Annotated in this window: 25 protein-coding genes; 5 read left to right on the top strand and 20 right to left on the bottom strand. The window is 70.2% G+C overall.

Translation table 11 applies throughout. The features are described from left to right. Positions 1–76 precede the first annotated feature (76 nt). From LZ495_RS15860 to LZ495_RS15800, 9 genes are all read right to left on the bottom strand, one after another. Positions 77–1,627 (bottom strand): M28 family metallopeptidase, encoded by a 1,551-nt coding sequence (locus tag LZ495_RS15860; RefSeq protein WP_235052831.1) that lies wholly within the window; start codon positions 1,625–1,627, stop codon positions 77–79. A gap of 201 nt (positions 1,628–1,828) precedes the next feature. Then, positions 1,829–2,092: a hypothetical protein gene (locus LZ495_RS15855; RefSeq protein WP_235052830.1), complete on the bottom strand. Its 264-nt coding sequence runs from the start codon at positions 2,090–2,092 to the stop codon at positions 1,829–1,831. A 286-nt stretch (positions 2,093–2,378) separates the two neighbouring features. After that, complete coding sequence (locus LZ495_RS44020; RefSeq protein ID WP_268822853.1) at positions 2,379–5,306, bottom strand: ABC transporter substrate-binding protein; 2,928 nt, start codon at positions 5,304–5,306, stop codon at positions 2,379–2,381. A 103-nt stretch (positions 5,307–5,409) separates the two neighbouring features. After that, positions 5,410–7,194, bottom strand: coding sequence for an outer membrane protein assembly factor BamB family protein (locus LZ495_RS44015; RefSeq protein ID WP_268822852.1), 1,785 nt, complete (start codon positions 7,192–7,194; stop codon positions 5,410–5,412). 246 nt (positions 7,195–7,440) lie between these two features. Further along, positions 7,441–8,046, bottom strand: coding sequence for a hypothetical protein (locus tag LZ495_RS15825; protein ID WP_235052829.1), 606 nt, complete (start codon positions 8,044–8,046; stop codon positions 7,441–7,443). Next, the gene (locus tag LZ495_RS15820; protein WP_235052828.1) at positions 8,018–9,496 is read right to left on the bottom strand and encodes a hypothetical protein; all 1,479 of its coding nucleotides are present in this window, start codon (positions 9,494–9,496) and stop codon (positions 8,018–8,020) included. The genes LZ495_RS15825 and LZ495_RS15820 overlap by 29 nt, the downstream gene beginning before the upstream one ends. Before the next feature lie 110 nt (positions 9,497–9,606). After that, a complete protein-coding gene (locus LZ495_RS15815) occupies positions 9,607–10,926 on the bottom strand; it encodes a S8 family serine peptidase (RefSeq protein ID WP_235052827.1) in 1,320 nt (439 codons plus the stop codon). Positions 10,927–11,014: 88 nt separating this feature from the next. Then, entirely contained in the window at positions 11,015–12,658 is a 1,644-nt protein-coding gene (locus LZ495_RS44010) for a hypothetical protein (RefSeq protein ID WP_268822851.1), read from the bottom strand. A gap of 80 nt (positions 12,659–12,738) precedes the next feature. Next, positions 12,739–13,206 (bottom strand): hypothetical protein, encoded by a 468-nt coding sequence (locus LZ495_RS15800; protein ID WP_235052824.1) that lies wholly within the window; start codon positions 13,204–13,206, stop codon positions 12,739–12,741. Between the two features lie 332 nt (positions 13,207–13,538). On the opposite strand from LZ495_RS15800, the gene LZ495_RS15795 reads away from it, so the two are divergent. Beyond that, positions 13,539–13,712 carry a hypothetical protein gene (locus LZ495_RS15795; protein WP_235052823.1) on the top strand — a complete coding sequence of 58 codons (174 nt, stop codon included), beginning with the start codon at positions 13,539–13,541 and terminating at the stop codon, positions 13,710–13,712. Positions 13,713–13,722: 10 nt separating this feature from the next. Here the strand turns inward: LZ495_RS15795 and LZ495_RS15790 are convergent, their stop codons facing one another. Then, positions 13,723–14,109 (bottom strand): VOC family protein, encoded by a 387-nt coding sequence (locus LZ495_RS15790; RefSeq protein ID WP_235052822.1) that lies wholly within the window; start codon positions 14,107–14,109, stop codon positions 13,723–13,725. A gap of 159 nt (positions 14,110–14,268) precedes the next feature. Here LZ495_RS15790 and LZ495_RS15785 point away from each other — a divergent pair, with 159 nt between their 5' ends. After that, positions 14,269–15,216 carry a type IV toxin-antitoxin system AbiEi family antitoxin domain-containing protein gene (locus tag LZ495_RS15785; protein WP_235052821.1) on the top strand — a complete coding sequence of 316 codons (948 nt, stop codon included), beginning with the start codon at positions 14,269–14,271 and terminating at the stop codon, positions 15,214–15,216. Positions 15,217–15,336: 120 nt separating this feature from the next. Here LZ495_RS15785 and LZ495_RS15780 read toward each other — a convergent pair whose 3' ends face one another. Continuing rightward, positions 15,337–16,116: a tyrosine-protein phosphatase gene (locus tag LZ495_RS15780; protein ID WP_235052820.1), complete on the bottom strand. Its 780-nt coding sequence runs from the start codon at positions 16,114–16,116 to the stop codon at positions 15,337–15,339. Positions 16,117–16,367: 251 nt separating this feature from the next. On the opposite strand from LZ495_RS15780, the gene LZ495_RS15775 reads away from it, so the two are divergent. Further along, positions 16,368–17,156, top strand: coding sequence for an alpha/beta fold hydrolase (locus LZ495_RS15775; protein WP_235052819.1), 789 nt, complete (start codon positions 16,368–16,370; stop codon positions 17,154–17,156). A gap of 79 nt (positions 17,157–17,235) precedes the next feature. On the opposite strand, the gene LZ495_RS15770 is transcribed toward LZ495_RS15775, so the two are convergent. Further along, positions 17,236–17,421, bottom strand: coding sequence for a DUF397 domain-containing protein (locus tag LZ495_RS15770; protein WP_235052818.1), 186 nt, complete (start codon positions 17,419–17,421; stop codon positions 17,236–17,238). Beyond that, positions 17,418–18,248 (bottom strand): helix-turn-helix domain-containing protein, encoded by an 831-nt coding sequence (locus LZ495_RS15765; RefSeq protein WP_235052817.1) that lies wholly within the window; start codon positions 18,246–18,248, stop codon positions 17,418–17,420. Before LZ495_RS15765 ends, LZ495_RS15770 begins: the two co-directional genes overlap by 4 nt. Before the next feature lie 167 nt (positions 18,249–18,415). Between LZ495_RS15765 and LZ495_RS15760 the strand changes: the two genes are divergently transcribed. Then, positions 18,416–18,808 (top strand): ATP-binding protein, encoded by a 393-nt coding sequence (locus tag LZ495_RS15760; protein ID WP_235052816.1) that lies wholly within the window; start codon positions 18,416–18,418, stop codon positions 18,806–18,808. 97 nt (positions 18,809–18,905) lie between these two features. Then, positions 18,906–19,655 (top strand): aquaporin, encoded by a 750-nt coding sequence (locus tag LZ495_RS15755; RefSeq protein ID WP_308268173.1) that lies wholly within the window; start codon positions 18,906–18,908, stop codon positions 19,653–19,655. Here the strand turns inward: LZ495_RS15755 and LZ495_RS15750 are convergent. The 7 genes from LZ495_RS15750 to LZ495_RS15720 form a co-directional block, all read right to left on the bottom strand. Further along, positions 19,554–20,891 (bottom strand): ATP-binding protein, encoded by a 1,338-nt coding sequence (locus LZ495_RS15750; protein ID WP_235052815.1) that lies wholly within the window; start codon positions 20,889–20,891, stop codon positions 19,554–19,556. The genes LZ495_RS15755 and LZ495_RS15750 overlap by 102 nt on opposite strands. Then, on the bottom strand, positions 20,878–21,174 hold the full coding sequence (locus LZ495_RS15745) for a hypothetical protein (RefSeq protein WP_235052814.1): 297 nt from the start codon (positions 21,172–21,174) through the stop codon (positions 20,878–20,880). Before LZ495_RS15745 ends, LZ495_RS15750 begins: the two co-directional genes overlap by 14 nt. Positions 21,175–21,188: 14 nt before the next feature. After that, positions 21,189–21,548: a hypothetical protein gene (locus LZ495_RS15740; RefSeq protein ID WP_235052813.1), complete on the bottom strand. Its 360-nt coding sequence runs from the start codon at positions 21,546–21,548 to the stop codon at positions 21,189–21,191. 37 nt (positions 21,549–21,585) lie between these two features. Further along, positions 21,586–22,020 carry a hypothetical protein gene (locus tag LZ495_RS15735; RefSeq protein WP_235052812.1) on the bottom strand — a complete coding sequence of 145 codons (435 nt, stop codon included), beginning with the start codon at positions 22,018–22,020 and terminating at the stop codon, positions 21,586–21,588. Positions 22,021–22,283: 263 nt separating this feature from the next. Then, positions 22,284–22,718 (bottom strand): DUF6196 family protein, encoded by a 435-nt coding sequence (locus LZ495_RS15730; RefSeq protein ID WP_235052811.1) that lies wholly within the window; start codon positions 22,716–22,718, stop codon positions 22,284–22,286. Positions 22,719–23,082: 364 nt separating this feature from the next. After that, positions 23,083–25,308, bottom strand: a complete 2,226-nt coding sequence (glgX, locus tag LZ495_RS15725; RefSeq protein WP_443732545.1) for a glycogen debranching protein GlgX — start codon at positions 25,306–25,308, stop codon at positions 23,083–23,085. A gap of 349 nt (positions 25,309–25,657) precedes the next feature. Next, complete coding sequence (locus LZ495_RS15720) at positions 25,658–26,017, bottom strand: hypothetical protein (protein ID WP_235052810.1); 360 nt, start codon at positions 26,015–26,017, stop codon at positions 25,658–25,660. Between the last annotated feature and the right edge of the window lie 244 nt (positions 26,018–26,261).

Raw genomic sequence — 26,261 nt, 5'->3', positions numbered from 1 at the left:
AGTTCCGGCGTCCGGACGCACCGCGCCCCCTCTGCCGGGGCGGCAGAGGGGGCGCGGGTGGAGCGTCGTGCAGCGGTCAGGAAGCGACGTATCCGGGACGGTACCCGGCCTCGGCGCCGTCCGCGGCCGCCACGGACATACGTGCGGCCGGCAGGGCCGGGTTGCCTTCGTTCTCACCGTTGATCATGTGCGCGTTCTGAGCGAACAGGCCCATGGTGTAGGCGATCACGTCGGCGTTCAGGTCCAGTGCGGCCTTGCTGATGTTGTCGATGTTGTCGCACGCCGCGTGGTAGCACGGGTCGTACGCGGTGCCCGCCGTGCCGCCGTACTTCGCGGCCTGCTCGGCGGTCTTGACGCCCTCGGCACCGGTGAAGGTGCCGCCGGAGGGGATGCCGACCGCGATGAACGGGCCGTAGTCCGAACGCCCGTCGAAGTCGGTGCCCTCGTGCGCGGAGCCCTTCGAGTCGAGGTAGCCGTTGATGACGCCCTCGATCTCGGCGGAGCCCGCCGGGCCGGCCGGCGCGCCCACGCCGTCCGAGTTGTCGCCGTCGTAGACGAACTCCGCGAAGTTCGGCGAACCGATCATGTCGAAGTTCAGGTACAGCGCGATGTTCTGCTGCTCGTCGGCGGTCAGGTCGTTCACGTAGTGCTCGGAGCCGAGCAGGCCGTACTCCTCGGCGGACCAGAACGCGAAGCGGACCTTGTTCTCCGGCCACTTCTCGTACTTGATCAGCTGGATCGCGGTCTCCAGGAGACCGGCGCTGCCGGAGCCGTTGTCGTTGATGCCCGGGCCCTCGGACACGCTGTCCAGGTGCGCACCGGCCATGACGACGTTGTCGCCGTTGCCCCACCAGGTCTCGGCGATCACGTTCTGCGTGGTGCGCTGCTCGCGCAGCTCCCGCAGGTCGAGGGTCACCGTCACCGGGCCCTGGGCGACCTGGGCGGCGAGCGCCTCGCCGGCCGCCTGGGTGATGCCGCCGGTCGGGATCACGCCGACGTTCGGGTCGCCGAGGGTGCCGTTGAGGTCGCCCGGCTCGCGGTTGTAGACGATGGTCGCGATGGCGCCCGCGCCCGCGGCGACCGTCTGCTTCTGCGCGAACGGGCAGCCGCCGCGCTTGACCAGCGCGATCTTGCCGGCCGCGTTGATGGTCGAGTAGTCGGCGGGCTCGCAGCCGTGCGTCAGGTCGGCCTCTTCCGGCACCGCGACGACCTGGCCGGTGATGCCGCCGGCCGGCGTCGAGGGCGAGTACGACATGACGATGATGGGCACGTCGGCGGGCGCCGGCGAGACCACCTTCAGGGACTGCGCGACGGTCTCCGTGTACGTGAACTCGAAGTCCTGGAGGATGACCCGGTAACCGGCGTCCCGCAGCTTGTCGGCGACGTAGTCCGCGGACTTCTGGTGCCCGGGCGAGCCCGCGACACGGGTGCCCGCGTTCTTGTCCGCGATCTTCTGGAACGCCTTCAGGTGCTTGAGAACGTTGTCCGCGGTGACCTTCTTGGCGAGCTTCTCGCCGAGCTTGTCCTCCTTCTGCGGATGGGCGGCAGCCGGGGTGACGGCAATACCCACAAGTGCGATGCCCGCAACGGCGGCGGTGAGAGCCCGACCGAGATGACGCTGCGTCATACAGGTCCTTTCCAGGGCAAACCAGGCGCGCCGAGCACACACGTATCCCAGGGTGAGGGAAGTGCGGCACGGCGCGCGGGACGTTGCGCGGAAACGTACCGCCCGCATCGGGGGCTAGACCAGACGCGGCGCGGGTAATTTACAAACAATCACACGAGTGCCCGGTGATCCGCAGGCGCGGACAAGGTGTCCGGTGAGCGGTTACTCGAGCACCCAGGTGCGGAAAGTGCCGGACGCCGCCATGAGGATCACGAAGCCGATCAGCGGGGTCAGGATCACCGCGATCGCGATCCCGATGCCGTAGTCGGTCAGCCGCATGCCCAGGCTGTCCCACTGCTCGTCCTGGTCGTCCCGCTCGTCCGCGCCGACTTCCCCGCGCGCTCCGACGGCCCCGGTGGCGCCGGCGGACGGCACGGCGGAGCCCGGGTCCTGGGCTTCGGATTCCTGCGGATCGGGTGCTGGCACCGCGTCCCTCCCCTTAGGTCGTGTCTGCCGGATCTTGGTGCCGCTCGCGGTGTTCGGTGCCGTGCATCGCAAGGCGCAGGGCCGAAGCTCGTACTCGGTCGTACTCGCAAGGCCCTGCAACGCCGCGAGGTGCGGTGCCGGGCGCCGTGAGCGGTATCAAGATCCGGCAGGCACGGCCTCAGCGGTGACGGCGAGTCTAACTGCGGGATGGCGCGTACGCCGGGAATCGGGTGCCCTGCGGGCGAACCCGCAAAACCCGGATCCCGGCGTCCACTGCCAAGGCGGTTCAGGCCTTGGTCCGGCCGACCAGGTCCCAGCGCATGACGCCGTCGCCGAACGCGGCTTCCAGCCCGGTCACGGTGTCCTTGCGGGCGAGTGCGTAGCGCGGCATCTGGTTGAACAGCCACCAAGGGGTATCGGCGGCGAGGGTGTCCAGCAGTGTCCGGTAGCCGGCTGCCTTCGCCTCCGGGGTCGCGGCCGTGCGGATCGTCTCCCAGGCGCCGTCCACTGCGGTGCTGCGGTACTGCAGGTAGTTCGACGACGAGTTGCTCCGGGTCAGTCCGGCGAGCCACACGTCGAGGTCGGCGCCCGAATCGTAGCCCCAGACGGCCTGGTAGCTGCGGGTCGCCAGGGCCTGGTTGTAGGCGTTCGCGTCCTTGATGTCGACAGTCGCCTCGATCTGCGCGGCCTTCAGCATCGCCTGCATCGCCTCGCACGCCTCGCGCTGGCGCTGCGAGCAGGTCATGGTGAACACCAACGGCTTTCCGGCCACCCGGAGTTCCGTGGCCAGCTGCTGCGCCTTCGCGAGGTCGGGGGCGGGCTGCCGCGGAGCCTGGGCATACAGCGGCGTCCCGGTCGGCACCACGGTGAGCGCGGGCTCGTTGCCCGTGCCGAGCGCGGTGGCCAGCTGCTTCTGGTCGAGCGTCCAGGCCACGGCCTGCCGGGCCTTGATGTCGTCGAACGGCGCCGCACCCGAGTTGAAGGCGAGCATCGGGCCGCCCGCGTTCGGTGTCCCGGACATGGCGAGGCCGGCATCCCGGGCCTGGCGGAGCTCGCGCTCGGAGTCCTGGAAATTCAGGTCGGCACGGTTCTGGGCCACCGCCATGGTGGGAGTGTTCGGCTCGACCGCGAAGACGAGCTTGTCGAGCAGCGGTTTGTCCGGCCCCTGCCAGTAGTTCGGGTTGCGGACGAACTCCTGCTTCTGGTCCCTGGCCCAGCTCTCCAACTTGAACGGGCCTGCCCCGACCGGCTTTTGGCCGAACCCGGCCGAGTCCCTGCGGATCGCGTCGGGCGATCCGACGTACGTCAGCTCCTGGGCGACCTGGTGGTCGAAGGTCCGGTCGGTCCGGGGAAGTCGGATCTCCAGGGTGTGCTCGTCGACGACGTTCAAAGTGACCGAGCGCATCGCCTCCGCATGCGGCGAATTCAGCGCCGGGTCGAGGACCCGCTCCCAGTTGAACTTGACCGCGAGGGAATCCAGTGCGGTGCCGTCGGTGAACTTGACCCCGGGCCGCAGTTCCAGCAGCCAGACCGTGCCGTCCCTGGTGGTCAGCGACTTGGCGAGGTGCGGCTTCACCGTCGCGGACTTCGGGTCGTAGGTCACCAGCGGGTCGTAGAGCGCCGACATGCGCTGCCCTTCGCCGAACGCGAAGTAGGTGGCCACCGCCGGGTCGAGCGAGCCTGCGTCGCGGACCGACGACACGGTCAGCGTGCCGCCCTTGACGCCCGCGGCAGGGGGCGGGCTCCCCGTGGTCCCGGTGCTTCCGCCCGTGGTCCCGCCGGTGTTTCCGGTGTTCCTGGCGTTCGGCTTATCGTCGCCCGCAAGTCGGCTCGCGGCGAAACCGAGGCCGGCGAGCAGGGCCATGGTGAGCACCGCGATGGCCGGGATCCAGGCCCGGCGCCCGCCGGGCAGCCGGTCCAGCCGCGATCCGCCGGGCGGCGTCGCGGGCACCGCCGGGGGATTCATCGGCGGGCCGAACGGGGCTGGTGCGTAAGCCGGTTGCCAGGAACCCGGCGGCGGAGGCGGCAACGAAGGCGGCAGCGGCGGGGGCATCGGGGGCTGCGGGACGGAGGCGTACCGCGTACCCGGTCCGCTGCCCGGCGCGGGCGTCGGCGCGCCGGACTGGTGCGCCGAGAATCGGGAGTCGTAGGTGTCCGGCACGGCGTCGAAGGGCCGCGGCTCGGAGTGCGGGATTGGCGGCGCAGGCGGACCGGGCGGCGCGGGCGGCGCATACGGCGGCGGCGTCGGGGGCGTGGTCGGCGGTGCGGCCGGGGGAGCCGCGGGCGGCTTGGGCGGGACCGCGGTCGACGCCGTCGTGTCCACCTGGGCAGGGCCCTCGACGCGTGCCTGCCACACGAGTTGCTGCGCGTGCTCGCGACGTTCCCGGATCGAGGCGAGCACCCCCTCCGGCAGCCAGTCCCGGGCCGGGCCCGGCGACAGCATGTGCACGAGGTCCATCGGACGCGGGCGCGCCGCGGGATCCTTGGCCAGGCACGATTCGACGATGTCGCGGATCTCGGCGGGCAGCGCGGCGATGTCGGGCTGGGTGTGCACCACGCGGTACAGCAGTGCCTGTGCGGAGCCTTCGCCGAACGGTGCCACGCCGGCCGCCGCGCACAGCACCGCGCCCAGCGCGAAGACGTCGGACGCGGGGGTGACGCGTTCGCCGAGCAGCTGCTCGGGGGAGAGGAAGCCGACCGAGCCGACCGTCATGCCGGTCCGGGTGACCGTCGCGCCTTCCATGGCCCGGGCGATGCCGAAGTCGATGACGCGCGGTCCGTCTTCGGCGAGCAGGATGTTGGACGGCTTCAGGTCGCGGTGGATCAGGTCGCAGGAGTGGATCGCCTCCAACGCCTCGGCGAGCCCGGCGCCGATCACCCGCAGCGCATGCAGCGGGAACGTGCCGTGCTGCCGTACCGCTTGGTCGAGCGACGGGCTCGGGATGTACTCGGTGACCATCCAGGCAGGCGTGGCGTCCGCATCGGCCGCGACCACCGCGGCGGTGTGGAACGCGCTGACCCGGCGCGACGCGTCGACCTCGCGCCGGAACCTGGCCCGGAAGTCGGGGTCGCTGGAGAGCTCCGCGCGGACGACCTTCACCGCCACCAGCCGGCCGCTGGCCGACCGGCCGAGGAAGACCTCGCCCATGCCTCCGGCGCCCAGCCGTGCGATGACCCGGTATCCGCCGATCTCGCCCGGATCGTTTGGATGCAACGCCTGGATCATCAGCTCGCCCCCTCGTCCGCTGCTGACCGGACGCTATCGCAGCGCCCGGCCAGAGCGGGCCGGGACGGAACCGGTCCCGGCCGCCGGCTTGCTACTTCGCGGCGAAGGTGACCGCGGGGCCGTCGCCGTAGGTGGTGGCCACGCCGACGAGCCGGCCGTCCGCCCAGCGCAGGTCCATGTTGAGGCCGATGACGCCCTCGGGCGGCTGCGGCAGGTCGGCGACCGTCGTGACGCTGCCGTTCTTGTCCCAGCAGTGGACGCCCACGGTGACCTTGGCGCTGTAGCCGTCACCGGAGACACCGCACACGCCGGCGGCCGGGTCGGCGCCCGCGAGGGTGAAGTGGAAGGCGTCGGCGGCCTTGCCGGGCGCCGGCTTGTTCCACTTCATGCTGCCGGTGCCCAGGTCGAAGGCGGCCAGGCCGCGCTTGTTGCCGGTCTCCGACTCGGTGAGCGCGTACAGGACGCCGTCCACGACGGCCATGTTGAAGGTGGGCATGCCGTCGAGGTGGCCCCACTCGTTGTCCTCGAAGTTGATCTTGCCCCAAGTACCGGCCTGCGGGATGCGCGGGCCGACCTTGCCGGTGTCGTCCACCGTGACGATCTCGTACGCCAACTTGCTCGGCGAGGCCTCGTAGCTGGTCACGAACACCGCGGGCTTCACGGAGATCGGGAACATCTGCTGGACCTTCCCGTAGGTGGTGTCCGTGGTCCACGCGGCGGCGCCGGTGCCGACGTCCAGCTTGGCGACCGCGCTGTTGTCGCTGAGCATCTCCTCCATGGCGACCAGGACGCCGTCGGGGCTCGCGAGGAGCGCGTTGATGCGGCGGTCCTTCTTGGCGACCTGGCTCCACGCGGGCTTGCCGTCCGCGACGTTCAGGCCCATGACCGTCGACTCGACGGCGAGCACGAGCTTGTCGGCGGTCAGCGACATCGGGATGTCGTCGGTGGCGTCCGCGAACCGGCGCTCGGTGCTGCCCTCGCTCGGGGCACCGGAGAACTCGATGCCCCAGGCCTTCTGACCGGTCGCCAGGTCGACGAGGCCGACCTGGTTGCAGTTCTCGCCGTCCTTGGTCCAGGCGACGGCGCCGAACTTGCCGTTCCCGGTCGGCGACATGCCGCACAGCTTGGCGCCCGCGTCGAGCGCGACCGGCGTGGGCGCGCCGGTCTTCGCGTCGTACGAGACCAGGCCGGACTTGTTGTCGCCGACGTACACCCGGTCAGGGGTGATCCAACGGCCGTACACGTCCTTGCTGTTGTCGGTCACGCCGGGCACCGACCACTTGACCGCAAGGGGGCCGGCCGGCGCGCCGGTCTGCGGCTTGGTGCCGCCGGTCGTGCCGTTGCCGCCCGTCGAACCGTTTCCGCCGGTGGCTCCGTTGTCGCCGTTCGCGCCGGAGCTGCTGGCGACCGTCCCGGTCTTGTCGTCCTTCTTGTCGTCGCCGCCGACGACGAGGACGAGGACGGTGGCCACGATCGCGGCGACGGCGACCACGATGCCGCCGATGAGGTAGACGAGCCGGCGCGACGTGCCCGGGGCGCCGGGGCCGCCCATGCCCATGGGGGCGCCGGGGTAGCCGGGGCCGCCCGGGTAGCCCGGACCGCCGTAGCCCGGAGCCCCGTAACCGGCGCTGTCGTAGCCGGGGCCGGGCATGCCGGGAGCACCGGGGCCGTACGGGCCTGCGGGGGCGCCGAACTGCTGCTGGTCCGGAGTGCCCGGGTAGCCGCCGTACTGCGGGGCGGAGTCCCAGGACGGCGCCGGCTGCTGGAACTGCTGCGGCTGCGATTGCTGCGGCTGCGACTGGTGCGGGTCGTAGGCAGGCGGCGCGGGCGGCGCGGCGGGCGGCGGCGGGGCGAACGGGGGCGGCGACGGGGGCATCGGCGGCACCCCGCCGGGCGGCGGGGGAACCGGCGACCAACCGGGCTCCGGCTCGTTCGGGTTGCCAGGAGGTGTCGAGTTGTCAGTCACTGCGGCCCCGTTCAGACAGGTGGTGCGCACCCGGTCTTGACCCCGGTGCGGGCGCCAGCCTACGCGCGAGGCATCAAGATCATGTTCCGGGGTGTCCGAAATGCCGTACTCGCACCCCGCGGTGTCACTCGTGCGCGGCGTCCCCGCGGGAACTGCTCACCGGGTCGGGCGGGTTCCCGCGGCCGGAGCGGTCAGTGCAGTCAGGGCCGCACAGGCGTCGATTGCGGCGCGCAGCTCCGCGGAGTTCCGCACCGACTCCATGATCACCCGGTGCCGGTCGGCGCGCTCCGCGGGGCGGCAGCCGAAGACGTCCGCCTCCACCACGGCCAAGCGGTGGTTGAGGTCGTCCGCGGCATCGCACCAGGCGGTGAGCAGGCCCGCCAGCACCTGGTCGCCGCGGCCCTGGAACACCGCGGTGACCAGAGCCGTCTCCACGGCCCGGACGCGCAGCCGGGGGAGCGTCAAATCGGACGGCGGCGCGGTGCCGGGCCGGAACGGGGCATTGCCGAGCACGTCGCGGTTCCATGCGGTCTCCGCGGTGATGGCGCTCAGCGCCAGGCGCCGGCCGCGCCGGGCCGCGGCGCGCCGCTCGTTCAGGACCCCGGTGGCGCCGCCGAGCAGCACCAGGGTGTTGACCACCGCCTCCAGCGACCGCGCGGTGGCGATCCACGCCGCGCCCGCCACCAGCGCTCCGGACAGGAAGGTGTACGTGAGCAGCGGCAGCGTGCGGCCGTCAGCCAGCCGGCTGCGCAGCGGGGACACCGCGCGCCTCCTCGGCGGCCGTGGATGCCGATGCGGCGGCCGCTGCCGCTGTTGCCGTCGGCGATGCGGTGAAGAGGCCTTCGACGTGGTTCGGCGACGGGTCGCCAAGGCGGTCGGCGCGGCGCAGGAGGGCCAGTTGGACACCGAACTTCGGCAGTCCGGACCGGGATTCCGCGAAGCGCGTGTCCACCGGCGGGCCGGCCGCGACGAGGCCGCAGGCGGCGAAGAGGTCGGGGAGCCGGTCGCGGCGGTACTTGCGGACCAGGTGCAGCATGATCGTGTCGTCCGGCTCGAATGCCATCTCGCTGCGGTCGGACAGGATCACCCGGCGCGGCTCCGCCGACCGGTTGCGGTAGAGCATGCGGAGCAGGATCGCGTGGCCGTCCCGGTTCCGGCGGCTGCCGGAGCGGGCCCCGCCGCCGCGGCCTTCCCGGCCGTCGCGTCCGTCCCGCCCTTCGCGCGCCTCACGGCTCGCGCGGCCGCCCCGGTCGTCGGCGCGGTTGTCGGCCAGGCCGTACTCCACCTCGCCGGCGAACTCGAGGTTGCGGTAGTCGACGTGCAGGTCGGTGTAGTGGATCAGGGGCGAGGTGACGTACTCGCGGAAGGCCCGCACCCGGACGTACTCGTCCTTGGCGGCCTCGACGGCGGCCTGGGAGACGTCCTCGGTGGTGGCGAACTCGGCGATCAGGCGGTCGTCGTCGCCGGTGAGGAGAACCTCGCCGACCATCTTGAGGAGGGCAAGGTCGCGTTCGTAGTTGCCGATGGTGTTCCCGAAGAGCGAGAAGAGCACGGCGCCGTCCTGGAGCTTGTCGACGACCGCGCGGATTTTGGCCAGCTGGTCGCGTACCTCGGTGTCGGCCTGGCAGCCGAGGACGAACACGCCGTTCGTGACAGGGCTTTTCGCGGCGCGGTTGGCGGCCAGGCGGACGAGCTCGCTGCTGGCGTCCACCGGGATGTAGACACTGGAACCGGACGAGGCGCCGGCGCCGGCGGTCGCGTTGCCGCCGACTGGGCTGCCGCCGACTGCGCTGCCGCCGACCGCGCTGCCGCTCCGGCTGCTGTTGCGACCGGCCAACTCGCCCAGCCCGCGCAGCACGTCGAGGTCCTTGACACCGTCGCCGCAGTTGAGGCTCACGTAGCTGTACGCGGCCGGCGCGAGGTGCGGCTGGAGCTCGCGCCAACTGCGTGGGAACGCCTGGGTGCTCTGCCGCATGACCAGGTAGAAGGGGTCGGAGCAGGCCCGCTCCCAGGCGGTCGACGGGCCGACGCCCCAGTTGAACAGGCCGGCCGCGATGTGCTTGCCGCGCCCGTCGGTGGAGAAGGGCCGCCGGAGGTCGGCGGTCATCTGGGCGAGCTTGCTGTTCTGATCCTCCAGGACCAGATGCACGGTGACGTTGCCGGCCTCGTGGGCCATCCAGTCCGCAAGGCTTCGGAGTCGGTCCGGTGCCACCACCTGAGTCTCCGTCCGTCGGGGTCGGATTCCTCATGGTGCGAGCGGACGCGGTGGCCCACCAGATGGACTTCCGTCGGTGTACGGGCGGCGCTGTCCGGGGCCCTTGTTCAGTAGCCGCGGCCGGGTGGCGGCTGGGGCGGGTGGATCGGCGGCGCGGCCGGCGGGGGTGGCGGGCCTTGGGCGACGGTGCGCTGCGAGCGCATATAGAAGTACGCGAGGACGAGCAGCAGCAGGATGCCCCCGACAACGGCTCCGACGACCGCGAAGACAGTGCCGGGACCGGACGAGTCGCTGCCGGAGGCGCTGTCGGCGGGAGGGGACGCCGGGGCGGCGGCGGTGTTCTGCGGTGCGGGGGCGGTGGTCTCGCCAGGGGAACCGGTCGAAGCCGAGGGGGCCTTGGTGGCGGGCGTACTCGGGCGCGCGGACGGCTGCACACCGCGGACGCCGACCAGCGGATTGACGTCAGCCGGCCCCGGCGGCGCGGTCGACTGGAGCGCGCGGCGAGGGCTGACGATGCCGTAGCCGACACTGTCGTTCGGGACCTGCTCGCCGGGCGCGGTCGAGGTGTTGTCGATGAGGCGCTTGATGACCTGGTTCGCGGTCCAGTCGGGGTGCTGCGACCAGAGGAGGGCGGCTACGCCGGAGGTGATGGCTGTTGCATCGGAGGATCCAGTACCCATGCAGTACTTGGAGGCCTCGGTGCAGGCTCCCGGGATGTCGACGCCGGGGGCGGCGAGTGAAATCCAGTTGCCTTGATTGCCACCGGACCAGGCGGTCCCGTTCCGGTCGACCGCAGCCACCCCGAGGACACCCGGGTATGCAGCCGGATAGACGGTCCCGGTTCCGTTCTTCTCTGCGTTGCCGCCACCTGCGACGACGAGTTTCCCCTTACTGATTGCGTAGGCCACTGCGTCCTGTTCGGCCTGGACTACCGTGGTCCTCGCAAGCGACAGGTTGATGATCCGGGCATCGCTGTCCGCGGCGGCTTTGATCGCGTCGGCCACGTCGAAGGCGTTGAAGAGACCTTCGGCAGTCACACCCTTGACGCGCATGGAGATGACTTTGGCCTGCGGGGCCACTCCGTAGGTGCCCTGCCCGCCGCCGGCTTTACCCGTGCCGACAATTGCCGATGCCATCTTGGTTCCGTGCGATAGTGCGTCTCCGTCTCCCAGGGGCGCGCCGGCGATTTGCCCCGCCAGGTCCGGGTGAGTGGCGTCGACGCCGGAGTCGACGACGGCCACGCTGATTCCAGCCCCCTGCGAGACCTTCCATACTTCTTCGATGTTCCAGGAGTCCAGGTACCACTGCTGGGCGCGAATCGACTCCGCATGCGCGGCGGGTGCGGCGTAGCCCATGCCTGCGAACACACTGACCGCAGCCAGAGCGCTGACCAGCATCCTTCGTGGACGCGAAGTCCGGGTGGTCATACGCGTGTCCCCTTCAGTGGGTGAAAAAGCAGGTGTTCCCCGGTGCGGACCCGCACCGGGGAACAGCCGACATCTATCCGGCAGACCGTCAGTCGACGACGGGTGGCACCGTGGAATCCCGTGTGGTCCAGGTGGACTCGTCCTCTTCGAGGTAGTCGGCCCGCTCCCTGCGGCGCCTGCGCTCTTCGTCGCTCGTGGCAGGCCCGCCGATGCCGCCCATGCGGCTGCTGCGGTTGCCTTCCGGGGCTCCGGAGCGGAGCCCCGTGCCGCCCGGGGAGAACGCGCGGCTGCTGGCGCCGGATTGGGGCTGCCCCCCGAGCGTGCCGCCGGGCGTACGCGGCGTCGAGCTGCCACCGGTGCTGCCGGCGCGGGGCGAACTGCCTTGCGGTGCCGTACTGCCGCCCATTCCCATGGGAGAGCGGCCGCCCTGCGTACGGCCGGGTTCGCCGTGCGGGCCGGTTGTGTTCCGTGCGGGCTGCCCGCCTTCGATGCCGGTCCGCATTCCGCCGCGCGACGTGTTGTTCTGCGGTGCGGTGGACGGCGGTTGGCCGCCGACGATGCTGGGACCGCGGCCGTACTGACGCGGCCCGGTCCCGCCGCCGGTGGTCACCTGACGGCCGCCGGTCGTCGGACCGGTCGGGCCGGTGTTCATGGGCCGGCCGGGCGTGCTGGTGGCCGTCGGACCGGTGGTGGTGGGGCCGGTGAACTTGTTCGGCACGGTGTTGGTGCCGCCGCTGATGCCGGGTATTCGCCCGGGCTTGCCGCTGGAGGTCGTGGTGATCGGCGGCGTACCCGTGATCGGCGGGCCGGACGGACCGGGTCCGTGTGTCGACTGGCCGGGACCGACGGGGCCGGTCGTGGTCGGGCCGGTGGTGGCGGGCGGCGCGGTTTCGGGGCGCGGAAGCGTCTCGACGCCGGCCAGGCCGAGGTCGGCCGGGGGTGTGTAGCTGCCGGTTCCGGGCTGGCTGCCGGGTATCCACCCGGGGGCCGAAGGAGCGGTGCCGTTGCCGGAAGGCGGCGGCGAGACGCTGCCGGGCGAACCGTTCTTGTCGCCGGAGCCGGGCTTGGTGGTGCTGGACTTGCCGGACCTCGTCACCGAGCCCACTGAACCACTGCCACTATCCGGACCGTTGATCGCCCGGAGGTCGTCGATGGGCACCGAGTGCACATTCGGCGGCGGCGGGAACGTAGGTGGCGTCATCGTCGCCAACTGGCTTGCCGCCACGTCGTACGACGACGCCAGCCGCGTCATCTGCTGCGCGGCCTCCAGCTGGTCGGCCTTGATGGCCGTCTCGTGGGCGGTCACCATCACGGCCTGCGCCGGAGCCGCGAAGCCGATCGCGGGGTTCGCCTTGGCTTCGTTCACGAACGCGATGCTCTGCGTGGGCAGCGGAGGTATCTGCACGTTGCCCATGTCGACGCCGAGATTGCCGCTGATGCTGCCGACCTTGGTCGTGTACTGAGCCATGTGCAGCGTCGCGGTGGCGAATTGGTGTCCCCAGTCGCGGAACGAGTCGGCGGCGGCGCCTTCCCATTCGACGCGGTCCAGGTCCAGACGCAGCGTGTCCGCCGCCTCCGCGAGGATCTGACCGGCATTCACGAACGTTTCGCCGAGAGTGCTGGCCGCACTGGGGTTCGCTCCCTGGTGCATGTTCAGCAACTGCTGGTGGGGGAGGCCGATGAAGTTGGTCCGCCCTCCGCCGCCGCTTCCGCTGCCTTCTTGGTGGACCATGCGGTCTCATCCTCCCCCGAGGTTCGGCAACTACCCTGAGTTGTAGGAGATCTGCGGGATACGCGCTGTACCGTGCCCGGTCAGTCGATGCTGCGGCGGGTGTCGTCCACGACCATCGGCGGGGCGCCGGGAGCGGTGGCGCTCTTCTCGGCGGCCAGGGCGAGGAGCTGCCCGAGCTTCTGGCGGTTGGCCTCGTCGGATTCCTCGGTCTTGTCGCCGGCCATCTTGATCGTGAGCGCCATGATCTCCAGCTGCTGGACGATCATTTCGTGCAGCGTGGTGATGTTCGTGCGGACCGCCTGCAGAGCGTTCCCGACCGCGGCGGCTTCGGAAAAGCCTTGGCCGAAAGACGTGTTCGTCAGGAGGTTGCCGAGCTGCGTGTTGTTGGCGCTGCTCTCGAGCATGTCGCGTACCTGGCGCACCTTCATCTCGAACGCCTCGAGACTCGGGCGGCTCATCTCCATCATCGCGGCGGAGCCGAGCGTCGCACCGATGGCCACATCACGCGCTGCGGAGAACGTGTCGCCGTAACTGTCGTCGACTATCACTGGCAGCTCCCCCGTTGAAGCGTTGCCGATCCTGTCGGTGCCAGTCTAATCAAACGCTCGATAGCCGCACCGCTGGCAAACCCCTCAAGAACCACAGCTTTTACGAAACTGATCCCGCTTTCCCGCCCTCAAACGGACACTTGGCCGCCTCTCCGAGTACATCTGCCCTTCCCCATCCGGTTGGGCTGCGGCCATACTCCGTGCCCTGCAAGCCTGGTCGTCGGGCGGCAGAAACCGGCTACGGGGGCGCACATGGACGGCACGACCACGACCGAGTCCGAAACCGGACTTCGGCTTCAACCGCGCTGGCCTGGACCGGTATCGGCGTCCTGGTGTCCGGTCTGGTGGGTCTGCTCACTGCCGCGGCCATCGCGGTAGGCCGGAAGCACAAAGGGCGTGAAGTGTCCAAGGTGCCGTATGTCCTCGGTATCGCCCTGTTGGTGACCCAGGTCCTGGGCTTCGTCCTCGTGTCGGCCGGGTCCGAACACCCGCTGCCCGAGCGCTGATCCGCTGGGCTCAGGAGCCGTCCATCGATGCCCGCTCGTCCGCACTGCGCAGGACGCAGAACTCGTTGCCTTCGGGATCGGCGAGGACGGCCCAGCCGGATCCGTCGGGATTCCGGCGGTCGGCGACCATCGACGCACCGAGCCCCAGCAGCCGTTCCACCTCCTCGTCCCGCGGGATCTCGGGTCGCAGGCACAGGTGGAACCGGTTCTTGACGGTCTTGGGTTCGGGGACCTGGTTGAAGTAGAGCATCGGTCCCTCGGCCATGAGGATCTGCGTCTCGTGCGCACCCGGCCGGTCGTCGGGGTCGAGCGGACGCCCGGTGACCTTGCTCCAGAACTGGGCCAGCGCATACGCATCGGCACAGTCGATCGCCACGTTCTGCAGTACAGAGACCATGCCCTGAGCCTTCCCGATCTTCGCGGAGGCTGCCAGGCGGACCGGGACTCCAGAAATCTGCGTCATCCGTTCGGGTGGAGTCCGGGGGTGGGGTTTCCGGTCGGCAGAGCGGGTCTGCCTACTTTCGAAGGACAGCGGGGTCGGCAGGGGGAGGCGGAGGTGGATCGCGACTGGTTGGCGGAGGTGGCGCGGCGGCAGGGCGGGGTGGTGACGGTCGCGCAGGTGCGGCGGGCGGGGGTCTCGGATTCGGCGCGGGGGCGCCGCGTGCGGGGGCAGGTGTGGGTGCGGGTGGCGCCGGATGTGGTGAAGGTGTCGGCGGGGGAGCCGTCGCGGCGGCAGGTGGCGATGGCGGCGGTATTGCAGGCCGGCGGGGACGCGGTGGTGACGGGGCTGACGGCCTTGGAGCTGGCCGAAGTTCCGCATGTCGCGTTCGGGGACGAGGTGCATGTGCTGGTCCGGGCCGGGTGTTCGGGGCGGCTGATGCCGGGAGTGTTCCGGGAGCGGACGGCCAGGCTGCCGGTGGCGTTGCCGTTGCGGGTGCCGCCGACGGCGCCGTACGCGCGGGCGGTGCTGGACGCGTGCAGCCGGGTGGAGCGGGACGACGATGCGCGGTCCGCGGCGCTGTCCGCGGTGCAGAGCGGGCTGTGCGGGGTGGCCGAGTTGCGGGCGGAGAGCGAGCGGGCGCCGCGGCGCAGGCGCCTGCGGGTGCTGCGGATCCTGGAGGAACTGGGCGCGGGCGTACGGTCGTTGCCGGAGGCCGATCTGCGCCGGTTGGTGTGCGGGGCGGGGTTGCCGGAGCCGTTGTGGAATGCGCGGGTGCATCTGCCGGACGGGCGGCTGCTGTGTGTGCCGGACGCGCTGTGGGAAGAGGAACGGCTCGTGGTGGAGGTCGACTCGGTGGCCCACCACGGCCGCGGGGAGGACCGGGTGCGGACCGCCGAGCGGGCGCGGCGTATGCGGGCGGCCGGGTTGCGGGTGTTCTCGGTGCTGCCGCGGACGATCCGCGAGGACGGGGCGGCGGTCGTCGGCGCGATCGCGGGGGCGTTGGCGGCTCGGCGTCCGGACCGCGGCGAGCCGCGGTTGGTGGTGGTGGCGTGCCGGGAGTAGATGGGCGCGGGGTAGATGGGCGCGGAGTAGACGGGCCGCGAGTGAACGTGCCGGGTGCGGACGTGCGTCAGCCGCGGGGTTCCGGTGCTTCGGAGCCCCGCGGCTGACGGAAGCTGTGGGTCAGTCCTGGAGGAGGCGGGTGCGGAGTGCCGCGACGTGCTCGTCCGAGACGCCCATGCCGTCGCGCACGTACGCCTCCATCGAGCCGTAGTGCTTCTCGACCGCGCCGAAGGCGGTGTCGAGGTACTCGGTGCGCACCGAGAACATCGGACGCAGGTGCTCGGGGTCGAAGCCGCGCTTGGCGATCTCCGCGAGGATCTGCTTGTTCTTCTCGACGAGGTGGTTCGCGCTGTCGAGGTAGTCCTCGACGATGGTCTCGCGCGGCACACCCAGGAGGGTGAGGAGGACGGCGGACGTCCAGCCCGTGCGGTCCTTGCCGTGCGAGCAGTGGTAGACGACGGCGTCGGTGGCCTCGGCCATGCGCGTGAACACCTTGCGGTACGCCTCGCGCGCCAGCTCGGTGGTCACGAAGCGGCGGTAGACCTCGGACATCAGCTCGATGCCGGCCTTGCCGCCCAGCTTCTCGCCGGCCGACTCGGGCTCGGCGAAGATGTCGCCGAAGAGCTCGTCGTTGCCCTGGCCGATGACGTCCGCGATGAGCAGCTCGACGCCCTCGGGGAGGCGGTCCGGCTCGGTCTCGCGCTCGTGCTCCGAGCGGAGGTCGCAGACCAGGTTCACGCCGAGGCGTATGAAGGTCTCGGTGTCGGCGGCGTCGAGCGCGGCCAGGCCGTCCGAGCGGTAGACGAGTCCGGTACGCACCTTGCGCCCGTCGGCGGTCGCGTGGCCACCGGAGTCCCGGAAATTCGGGGCGGTGGTCAGGATCGGCGTGGGCACAGTCATAGGTGTCCGGCTCCGTTCGTGCGGCAGTGCGGCGGCGTTGCGGGGTGGCGCGGGAGCGCGGGGTGCCCGCGGTTTTACCTACCAGGGTGACATCCCGTCCGGAGTCCTGCCGCACGGGCCCTACGCCGCCGCATGGTGAGGGCGGCGGTGTGACGTGGGGCATAGGGGAACGCTGGTCGGGGGACCGATGAGTTCGGCGGGCGGGGCCGGTCTACCCCCGTGAATCGACCACACCACGGAAGGAACCCCTGATGAGCACGGTGACCTCTGCCGACGGCACGAAGATCGCGTACAGCACGACGGGAGACGGCCCGGCCGTGGTGTTCGTGGACGGCGCGATGTGCCATCGGGCCTTCGGCCCGGGCGCCGGAGTGGCCGAGCAGTTGGCCGGGACGTACACCGTCTATACGTACGACCGCCGCGGGCGCGGGGACAGCGGTGACACGGCGCCGTACGCGGTGGAGCGGGAGATCGAGGACCTGCGGGCGGTCATCGAGGCCGCGGGCGGGTCGGCGCGGGTGATCGGGGTCTCCTCGGGCGCGGCACTTGCGGCGCGGGCGGCTGCCGCCGGGCTGCCGATCACGAAGCTGGCGATGTTCGAGCCGCCGTACAGCGCGGTGGAGGGGCAGGACGTGCGGTCCCGGCAGTACGCGGTGGACCTGAAGGCGGCGCTGGACGCGGGGGCGCCGGGTGACGCGGTGGTGGTGTTCATGACGTTCGTGGGCGTGCCGGCGGAAATGGTGGAGGGGATGCGCGCGGCGCCGATGTGGCCGGCGTTCGAGGCGGTCGGTCCGTCGCTGGCGTACGACACGGCGGTGCTGGGCTCGGCGGAGGGCGGTGTCGTACCGGTGGAGGTCTTGGGTGCGGTGGCGGTCCCGACTCTGGTGATGGACGGCGACGCCAGCCCGGAGGTGCTGCGGGCGCCGGCGAGGGCTGCGGCTGCGGCGATCCCTGGTGCCGTGCACGAGTCCCTCCCGGACCAGACCCACGAGGTGGACCCGAAGGTGATCGCGCCGGTGCTGGCGAAGTTCTTCGCCTGAGTACTAAGACGCCTGATCGGCCCGGAGTTCTTGAAGTATGCGCAGCCCTATCCCTGTTCGGGGATAGGGCTGCGGCCGTTCAACGCGGACCGGCGCCGAGGAAGGCCGCCCACGCATCAGCAGGGAAGCGGACGGTCGGGCTCGCGACGAGCTTCGAGTCGCGGGCGAGAACGGTGGGGGAGGTCGGATGGGCGACCTCGACGCAGAGGTTCTGCGCATCGACCGAGTAGCTCGACTTGACCCAGTTCACTGCGGGATCGTTCATCGGTAGCCCTTCAGGTGTTGGGTGAGCAGCGCGCGCGACTGCTGAGGCGTGAGCGCACTGTCGGCGATTCGACGAAACATGCGGAGCCCTGGCTCGGTGTCGCGGGTGTGCGGCCGAGACAGAGTTCCGATCAGTGATTCCACGAACATCTGCACGGGATCACGAGGATCGGCAAAGTCGAGCAACTGGAAGCTTGAGCCCATCAGTTGGTCGGTGCCTGCCCGGAAGGGGATGATCTGGAAGGTGATGTTGGGGAGCAGTGACATGGCAATCAGATGCTCAAGCTGCTCGCGCATCACCTCCGGCTCTCCGATGTCCACGTGGAACGCCGCTTCCCAGATCAGGGCGCGCAACTCCAGCTTCGGTTCCTCGAACAGCCGCCTCTGGCGGCGGAGTCGGACTTCCACCGAGGCCTCGCGGCGGTAGTCGTCCAGCGGGTGCAGACTCTTTCGGTTGAGGATCCGGGCGAGCGCGCGAGTCTGGAGTAGGCCTGGGATGGTCCCGAGTTGGTACTCGTACTCGGTTGCCGCCTGGTTTTCGAGTGCGATGAACGAGGCCATGGCCGGCGACAGGATGTCGTCGTAGCGAGTCCACCAGTCGCGGACATTGCGAACGCCTAGCAACTCTCGAAGTTCGTCCCGATCCGCCTCCGGGACGTTGTACGTCTGGATGTAGTGCTCAAGGTCCTCGCTGCTGATGTTCGCCTTGCCGCATTCCTGTCGGCTGATCTTCGATCCCGAGCAAGACATGTGCTTTGCGGCAGAGGCCACTGTCATCGCGTTCAGCGTCCGCAGTCTGCGTAGTTCGGCTCCCAGGCGCAGCGCCATGAACCGGGATGTCCGCGTCGCGCTCATTCGAACCTCCGGTGAATCAGTCGTACTCGGTTGCGTGTTGCGCTGTTGCCGAGCAACGTCGGAGACAAGGAAAGCGCTACGACGAGTAGTCAGTCAATAGCAATGCGTGATTGACGGAGAGGTGCATCTCCTTGTATCCGATGCGATGTCCAGCTCTGCTCCAATGCCTGGAGCTCACTCCCGAGGCGGTTCCCGTCCTCCGGCGGGTTCTCCGCGCGCACCTCGACATCTGGGACGCCGCCCACCTCGCCGAGGCCTCCGCCCTCTGCCTCACCGAGCTCCTCGGCAACGTCCTCCGCCACTGCGCGCTCGACCCCTGGATTACCGTCCGCAGCCAGGTTCACCACAAGGCCCTGCGTATCGAGGTGTTCGATGCCGATCCCCGGCTCCCCGAACCCGTGACTTCCGGCCACCACCACCTCGGCGAGTCCGGCCGCGGGCTTGTCCTCGTCGCCGCTTACGCCGACCGCTTCGGCTACGCACCCGTCGTCGGCGGGAAGTGTGCCTGGGTGGAGCTGGACCTCGTGACCTAGAGACCGCGCAGACCTCCAGACGGAGGGCCCTCCGGGAGCCCCGCATTCGTCGGTATGACCAATGTTCCTGCATCTGCGCCGATGTCAGCATCGCCGTATGCCGAACACGCCGACCCTCGTCCCCGACGTCACCCTCACGGTGCCGCAGCCCCGCGTCCCCCTCGCGCGGCGCGCCGCCGCGGAGTTCGTCGGGACCGCGGCGCTCGTCGCCGTCGTGGTCGGTTCCGGTATCCAGGCCACCTCGCTCTCCTCCGACGTCGGCGTCCAGCTCCTCGCCAACGCCCTCGCGTCGGCACTGGGGCTCGGCGTACTCCTCTTCCTCCTCGGACCGGTGTCCGGCGCACACCTCAACCCCGTGGTCACCCTCGCCGAGTGGTGGAACGTCCGGCATCGGCGTGGGCACGGCGTCACCACTCGGGACGTCGGCTTCTACCTCGCCGCGCAGACCTCCGGTGCGATCTCCGGCGCGGTGCTCGCCGACGCGATGTTCGGTCGCGAGATCGCCGCATGGTCCACCCAGGACAAGTCCGCCGGACACCTCCTGCTCGCCGAAGTGGTCGCCACCGCAGGACTGGTGCTCCTCGTACTCGGGCTCGTCCGCACGGACCGGCTGCGGTACGCGCCGGTCGTCGTGTCCGCCTACATCGGTGCCGCCATCTGGTTCACGTCGTCCTCGTCGTTCGCCAATCCCGCGGCGACCGTCGGACGCTCCTTCAGCGACAGCTTCGCCGGCATCGGCCCCGCGTCAGTGCCGGGCTTCGTCGCCGCCCAGTGCCTGGGCGCCGTCTCCGGCCTCGCCCTGGCAGCCCTCGTCTTCGGCCGCCCGGCCGGCCCCGACCGGCGCTGAACCGCCCCGCAGCGCGCGCAGCCGTTCGCCGATTGCGGCCTTGCCGGCCTCGTCCAGTTCGCCGTCGGACGTCGCGAGAGCCCCCGACGCGGCCGTGCCACTGCCCCCGCCGTCGCGCTGTCCAAGCAGCGCCGACTCCAAGAACTCATGGCTCACCGCCGGGAGTCCGCTCCGGGCGGTGCGGATCGCGGCCAGGATGACCGCGGTCTTGATGTCGCGACCGGTCACACCGGAGATCTCGGCAAGCGCATCGGGCGAGACGTCGTCGCACAGCGGCAGTTCGGCGGGCAGGTGCGCCTCCCACAGCCGGGCCCGCGCCGGCTGGTCGGGCAGAGCGAAATCGACGTGCAGCAAGCGGGATTCGATCGCGGCGTCGTAGCTGTGCGGCAGATTGCTCGCGAAGATCACCAGGCCGGTGAACGAGTCAAGCGCCATGAGCAGTTCGGTGCGCATCGAGTTGATCGCGCTCTCGGCGGCCTGCTGAGGCCGCGCGAACCGGCCGGAGAGCAGCGACTCCGCCTCGTCGATGAACAGCACCGCGTCCTGCTCGCGGGCGAGTTCGAAGAGTGCCGCGACGTTCTTCGGGCCCTCGCCGTGGTACTTGCTCTCCAAGTCGGACAAGCGGCAGGACAGCAGACGCCGGTCGAGTCGGTGCGCGACCGCGTGCGCCGCCATCGTCTTCCCCGTGCCGGGCGGGCCCTTGAAGTTGACCGCCACCGACGGGCTCGGTTCGATCGCGCGCAGATTCCAGGCGTCGAACACCAGCGGCGCGACCTCGACGAACGACACGCAGTCCAGCAGTCGCCCCAACGTGTCCCCGGGCAGGACGAGCTGGTCGAACCGGTACAGCGGCGCGATTGCGGTGACGTCCAGGGGGCGGCGCCGACCCTTCTCGGCAGACTCGTCGGACGAGTCCGCCGAGCCGGACGAGTCGGGCCGGTCGGAGCCGTGTCGCAGGCCGGATTCCCGCGTGTGCGCCGGCGAGAGAGCGCCCCCGGGAATCGCGGGCGGCGCGAGCGGGGCCGGCACCGGCGGCCGCCCGTACCCGATGCCGAACGCGAACGGCGGGGGCTGGAACTTGTCCACCAGCGCGCCGAGCAGTTGGAACAGCCGGACACGGAACAGCGCCGCGTCGACGTCCGGGATCTCTTTGGGCAGCGCCGATATCGAGAACTCCGGGTGTTGCCCGGGCGCGGGCGCAGGGACGGACGCAGGAACGTCGTCACGTCTGAACACGGATCGCCTCTCCGGGCTTGCCGAGCCGCGCGGCCAGTGCGTCGTCGATCGAGTCGACCTGCCAGGTCTGCGCCGCGCGCTGCGTGCCATCAGCCGCGAAAACGCCTGCCACCACGACATATTCACCGGACTCCAGTCGCCGTTGCAGCAGCTCGGCATAGTCGCCGACGGCGGAACGCCGGGTGATCCAGCGGCGTACTGTCCCCCACGTCAGGAGACCCAGCACGACCAGTGCGGCCGCCCCACCCAACGACCAGACCAACGCGAGCGTGAACGGGTCCACCGGTCCGGCCCCGGTCAGTCGTAGATGACCAGGCCGTTGCCGGCCTCGTGCCGTTCGACGACCACTTGGTCAGGTGTGCGCGCACTCTCCATCGGGCGCGCGTCCAAGACTTCGCCGGTGCGCTCGTCGTAAAACCCTTGCACCATGCGCGTGGGGGCAGAGCTGTTGTCGAAGACCCCGCCCACTCGCACGTAGTCCTGGTTGGCGATGCGGTCGGCGAGCGTGAATGCGATCGCACTGGCGTTCTCGGCCTTGATGCGCCCCCTGGCGTGGAACCACTCGGTGATGACTTCCCAGGTGATCGTGATGACGATCACCACGATGTACCCGGCGAGCATCAGCCCGAGCGCGACAGCCAGACTGATCGGTTCCATATTCCGCTCCCCCTGCGAACTACGCGGTCCGCGCGGACTATTCGAAGACGATGAGTTCTTTTCCGGCGGCGAGGTCCCGCAGCTCGGGGTCGAGTTTGTTGACGACCATGACGCGGCCGTGCGGCGTGCCCTCGGCATCGAGGCACGGCTGGTTGTCACGGTCCACGAACAGTTGCAGGCACACGATCCGGCCCTTCCCGTCCGCGCTCAGCAGCAGGACTCCGTGGTCGATGCGCGATCCGTACGGCCGGTCCTCCCGAAAGAACCTGATCACCTCGCGCAGCTTCAGCACGTCCAGGCGTGCCGGTCGCGGCACCTTGGCCCAGCGCACCACCTTGCCGCCGAGGTGGTGCAGCAGCCCTGCGATCAATTCGACGGAAACCACCAGCTCCGCCACCGCCGCGGTCGCTTCAAGCGCTTCCTCGGGCGTCGGTTCCCAGGGCCTCCCGGCCGTCTCCGCATCTCCGGACATGCCACACCCCCGCGCGAGCATTGTTGGGACCAGTCAAGTGTAGGAGTCAACTTGCTTGTACACTGCGGTTTTTCGGTGATCGCAGCGCACTCTCGGAGTCGGCTACCCACGCTGTGCGCAGGGTTTGGCCGCCCCGAGGGAGGGGCCCCGGTGTGACGAGCGGCAGTCCGGTCCGGGCGCTGCGGCGGTCGCCTGCCGCCAAGTGGACGTCGCGACGCCACTATCTACCGAGCTGACCTTGTCGGCACCGTCACCAATGCCCGTCAGCCGGCGCGCAGCGCCTCGACGACCGCGATGGCCTTGTCCACCAGGTCGATGGGGCAACCCCAGTAGTCATAGATGCCGCCGCGGGTGCGATTGCTGCCGCACACAACCAATACGCCGGTCCCCAGTTCGACCTTGAGGCGGGTCGCCAGCCAGCCGACGAAACCGCTGTTGTCCATCTGGTCGGTGAAATGGAAGGAGAAGATTCCGAAGCGTTCGACTCCGCCGTCCTGCTGGCGGAACGGGACCAGGTGGCTCCAACTCTCGCTGTCCCGGACGACCGCAAGCGTCTCGCGGGTGAGTGCCGGCGGCTGGTCGGCCGGAGACTCTTCGAAACACCAGATACCGTCGTGCACGACGAGATCAGCTTGGGCGATCACACGACGTAGCCGCTGCTCTGTCTGCTCTGCAGTCTCCACACTCACACTGACCATCACCAAGTCTCCTTGATCCGTGAAGCTGTGGCCCCGCCCGGGGGATCGTCACGTGATCGCCGGCCCGTCGGAAAGACGGCTCCTGGCGGGGCACCGTTGTCGCAACGCCGACGCCACCTCGTCTATTTCGTACGGTGCTCTCGTCCCCGGACTCCGGCAGGACAAGAACGAGATGCCCCCTGGGTGGCATGCCGCCGGAATCGCTCGGTACCGGTGCAGGCCACTGCAAGGGGCGTCGTGATGGACAGAACGGAAAACGCGCAGCGGTCCGGCTTCACGGCGCTCGAACGCTCGACCGCTCGCGAGAGTGAATCGGTAATGTGCAATTCGGAGTTCGGGGTGATTGCGATGCGCCCCGAAAGGGTCAGGTGGGGGCCCATACGGCGTGTTCCACGCGGAGGAGCATCGCGGAGCGGCCGGTCAGGGTGAGGGCGGTTCCGCCGGGGACCGGTTCGTTGAAGCGGGCCATGGGGTCGGTGTCCAGGGCGGTGTCCAGGACGATTTCGTACGAGTGGGCCCAGGGTTCGCCCGGCAGCATGAAGCGCATCGGTTGGGATGACGCGTGCAGGATCAGCAAGAAGCTGTCGTCCATGATGCGTTCGCCGCGCGGGCCGCGTTGGCGGATGTCCAGGCCGGAGAGGTACATGCCCAGTGTCGCGGTGGGGGAGAACCAGTCCTTCTCCGTCATCTCGCGGCCGGTCGGGGTGAACCACGCCAGGTCGCGCAGGCCGTCGGGGAAGGACGGGCGGCCGGAGAAGAAGGCGCGGCGGCACAGGACGGGATGGGAGCGCCGCAGGCGGATCAGGCGCGAGGTCAGGTCGAGGAGCGGCCGCCACTGCGGGTCGTCGAGGGCCGACCAGTCCATCCAACTGATCTCGTTGTCCTGGCAGTACGCGTTGTTGTTGCCGCGTTGCGTGCGGCCCATCTCGTCGCCGGCCACCAGCATCGGGACGCCGGTGGACAGCAGCAGGGTGGTCACCATGTTGCGCAGTTGCCGGCGGCGCAGGAGGTTGACCGCGGGGTCGGTCGTCTCGCCTTCGTAGCCGCAGTTCCAGGAGCGGTTGTCGTTCGTCCCGTCGCGGTTGTCCTCGCCGTTCGCCTCGTTGTGCTTGCGCTCGTACGAGGCCAGGTCGCGGAGCGTGAAACCGTCGTGCGCGGTCACGAAGTTGATCGACGCGTACGGGTGCCGCCCGTCGTCCTGGTAGAGGTCGGACGACCCGGACAGCCGGTACGCGAGATCCCGTACGTCGGGCCGCGCCCCGCGCCAGAAGTCGCGCACGGTGTCGCGGTACTTGTCGTTCCACTCGGTCCACAGCGGCGGGAACTCCCCGACCTGGTAGCCGCCTTCCCCTATGTCCCACGGCTCGGCGATCAGCTTCACGCGGGACAGGACCGGATCCTGGCCGATGACGGTCAGGAACGACGAGAGCTTGTCGACGTCGTGCATGGAGCGCGCGAGCGCGGCGGCGAGGTCGAAGCGGAAGCCGTCCACGCCCATCTCGGTGACCCAGTAGCGCAGCGAGTCGGTGATCAGCTGCAGTACCTGCGGCTGCACGACGTTGAGGGTGTTGCCGCAGCCCGTGTAGTCCGTGTAGTTGCGGCCGCCGTCGCGCAGCCGGTAGTAGCCCGCGTTGTCGATGCCGCGGAAGCACAGCGTCGGCCCGCCCGGGCCGCCCTCGCCGGTGTGGTTGTAGACGACGTCGAGGATCACTTCGATGCCGGCCTCGTGCAGCGCATGGACCATGTGCCGGAACTCGTGGACCTGGCCGCCGCGTCCGCCCGACGCCGAGTAGCCCGCGTGCGGAGCGAAGTAGCCGATCGAGTTGTAGCCCCAGTAGTTGCTGCCGTGCGCGCGCAGCAAGTGCTCCTCGGAGACGAACTGGTGGACGGGCAGCAGTTCGACCGCGGTGACGCCAAGGCGTACCAGGTGGTCGATCGCGGCCGGGTGCGCCAGCCCTGCGTAAGTCCCGCGCAGGTGCTCGGGGATGCCCGGGTGCCGGGCCGTGAAGCCCTTGACGTGCATTTCGTAGATGACCGTCTCGGCCCACGGGATCTTCGGCCGCCGGTCGTCCGACCAGTCGGAGTCCTCGTGCACCACCACGGACTTCGGGACGAAGGGCGCCGAGTCGCGCGGGTCGGCGATGTCGTCGGGGCCGCCGCGGGTGTGCCCGTAGACGGCGTCGTCGAGCACGAACAGCCCGTCCACGGCCCGCGCGTACGGGTCGAGCAGCAGCTTGGCGGGGTTCCAGCGCGCGCCGCGCCAGGGCTCCCACGGGCCGTGCACGCGGAACCCGTAGCGCTGGCCCGGGCCGACGCCCGGGACGTAGCCGTGCCACACGTGGAACGTCTGGTCGGCCAGCGGGAGGCGGGTCTCGCGCAGGCTGCCGTCGGGGGCGTCCTCGAACAGGCACAGCTCGACGGCCTCCGCACCGCCGGCCCACAGCGCGAAATTGGTGCCGGCGCCGTCGTAGCGGGCGCCGAGCGGCAGGCGGCGGCCCGGCCAGGGCTGCTCGGCACGGCCGTTCGCATACGCACGCCCGGGCGGTGCGGATGCGCTTACCGCGGCCGCGGAGCCCGGCGGAGACGGCACACCAGGGGGCGACCCCGGGGACGAACCAGGCGCCCTCCCGGGCGGTGCGCCCGACGGCTGCGGCGGCGGGTGGGACGGCAGCGGCGGTGCGGGCAGGGCCGGTCCGTCGGACGCCCGGCCCGGTGCCTGGTCCGGCGCCCGGTCCGACGATCCGTTCCGCAGACCCCTCGACTTGCGTGCTGCCATGGCGGTACCCCTCCCGGCCCTGGTCATTAGCCAGGGTGTTCCCGTTCGGGAACAGGGTCAAAATCGTCGGAAACGTTCCGGACAAGGGGAGGCCCGGTGGTGTCCAGGACACCACCGGGCCGACGTGATCAAAGCGCAGCCGGATCCTTAGGCGACTCGCCGCTTAGAACCAGAAGGGGAACCAGCCGCCCCAGGAACCCTGGTGCGACTGGCCGTTGCTGTTGTTGCCCTGCTCGATCACCACGACGCCGCCGTTGTCCTTCACGCCGGCCGTGTTGTTCTGGTTGCTGGCGCCGGCGCCGTTGGCGCTCTGCTGGGTGGCGTTGTAGTTGCCGTCCACGCCGCCGTTGACGTTGCCGCTGCCGGTGTTGGAGGTGGTCGACGTCGACGTGGTGGTCGTCGCGGTCGAGGTGGACCCGTTGTTGGCGTCCGAACCGTTGTCCGCTGCGGCGGCTCCGGCCCCGAAGATCAGCAGGCCGGCCGCGAGGGGCGCGACCGCGAGGGTGCCGAGAGTGCGCTTCATGTGGGTCCTCCGTGGGACGAACTCGAGCCCGCTTTTCAAGCAGGGCCCGGGAGTTGGCTTCGTGTTCCGGTTCGGGTGGCCTTCCCGCACCGGCCTTGCGACGTCGTGTGACCAACTTGTCGCAAGCAGTGACCGAAAATCCAACTCCACAGGCGGTGTTCGCCCTCGCGAGTGATCTGGAAGCCCCGGCCCGCCGGCGGATTCGCGGTGTTCGGGACGTGCGCGATGCCCTGATTCCCGAGGA

Origin of the sequence: Yinghuangia soli, from assembly GCF_021502675.1 — a bacterium.
GTDB lineage: Bacteria > Actinomycetota > Actinomycetes > Streptomycetales > Streptomycetaceae > Yinghuangia > Yinghuangia soli.
Note: the sequence above shows the minus strand (reverse complement) of the source record. Positions and strands in the feature narration are given on the sequence as shown.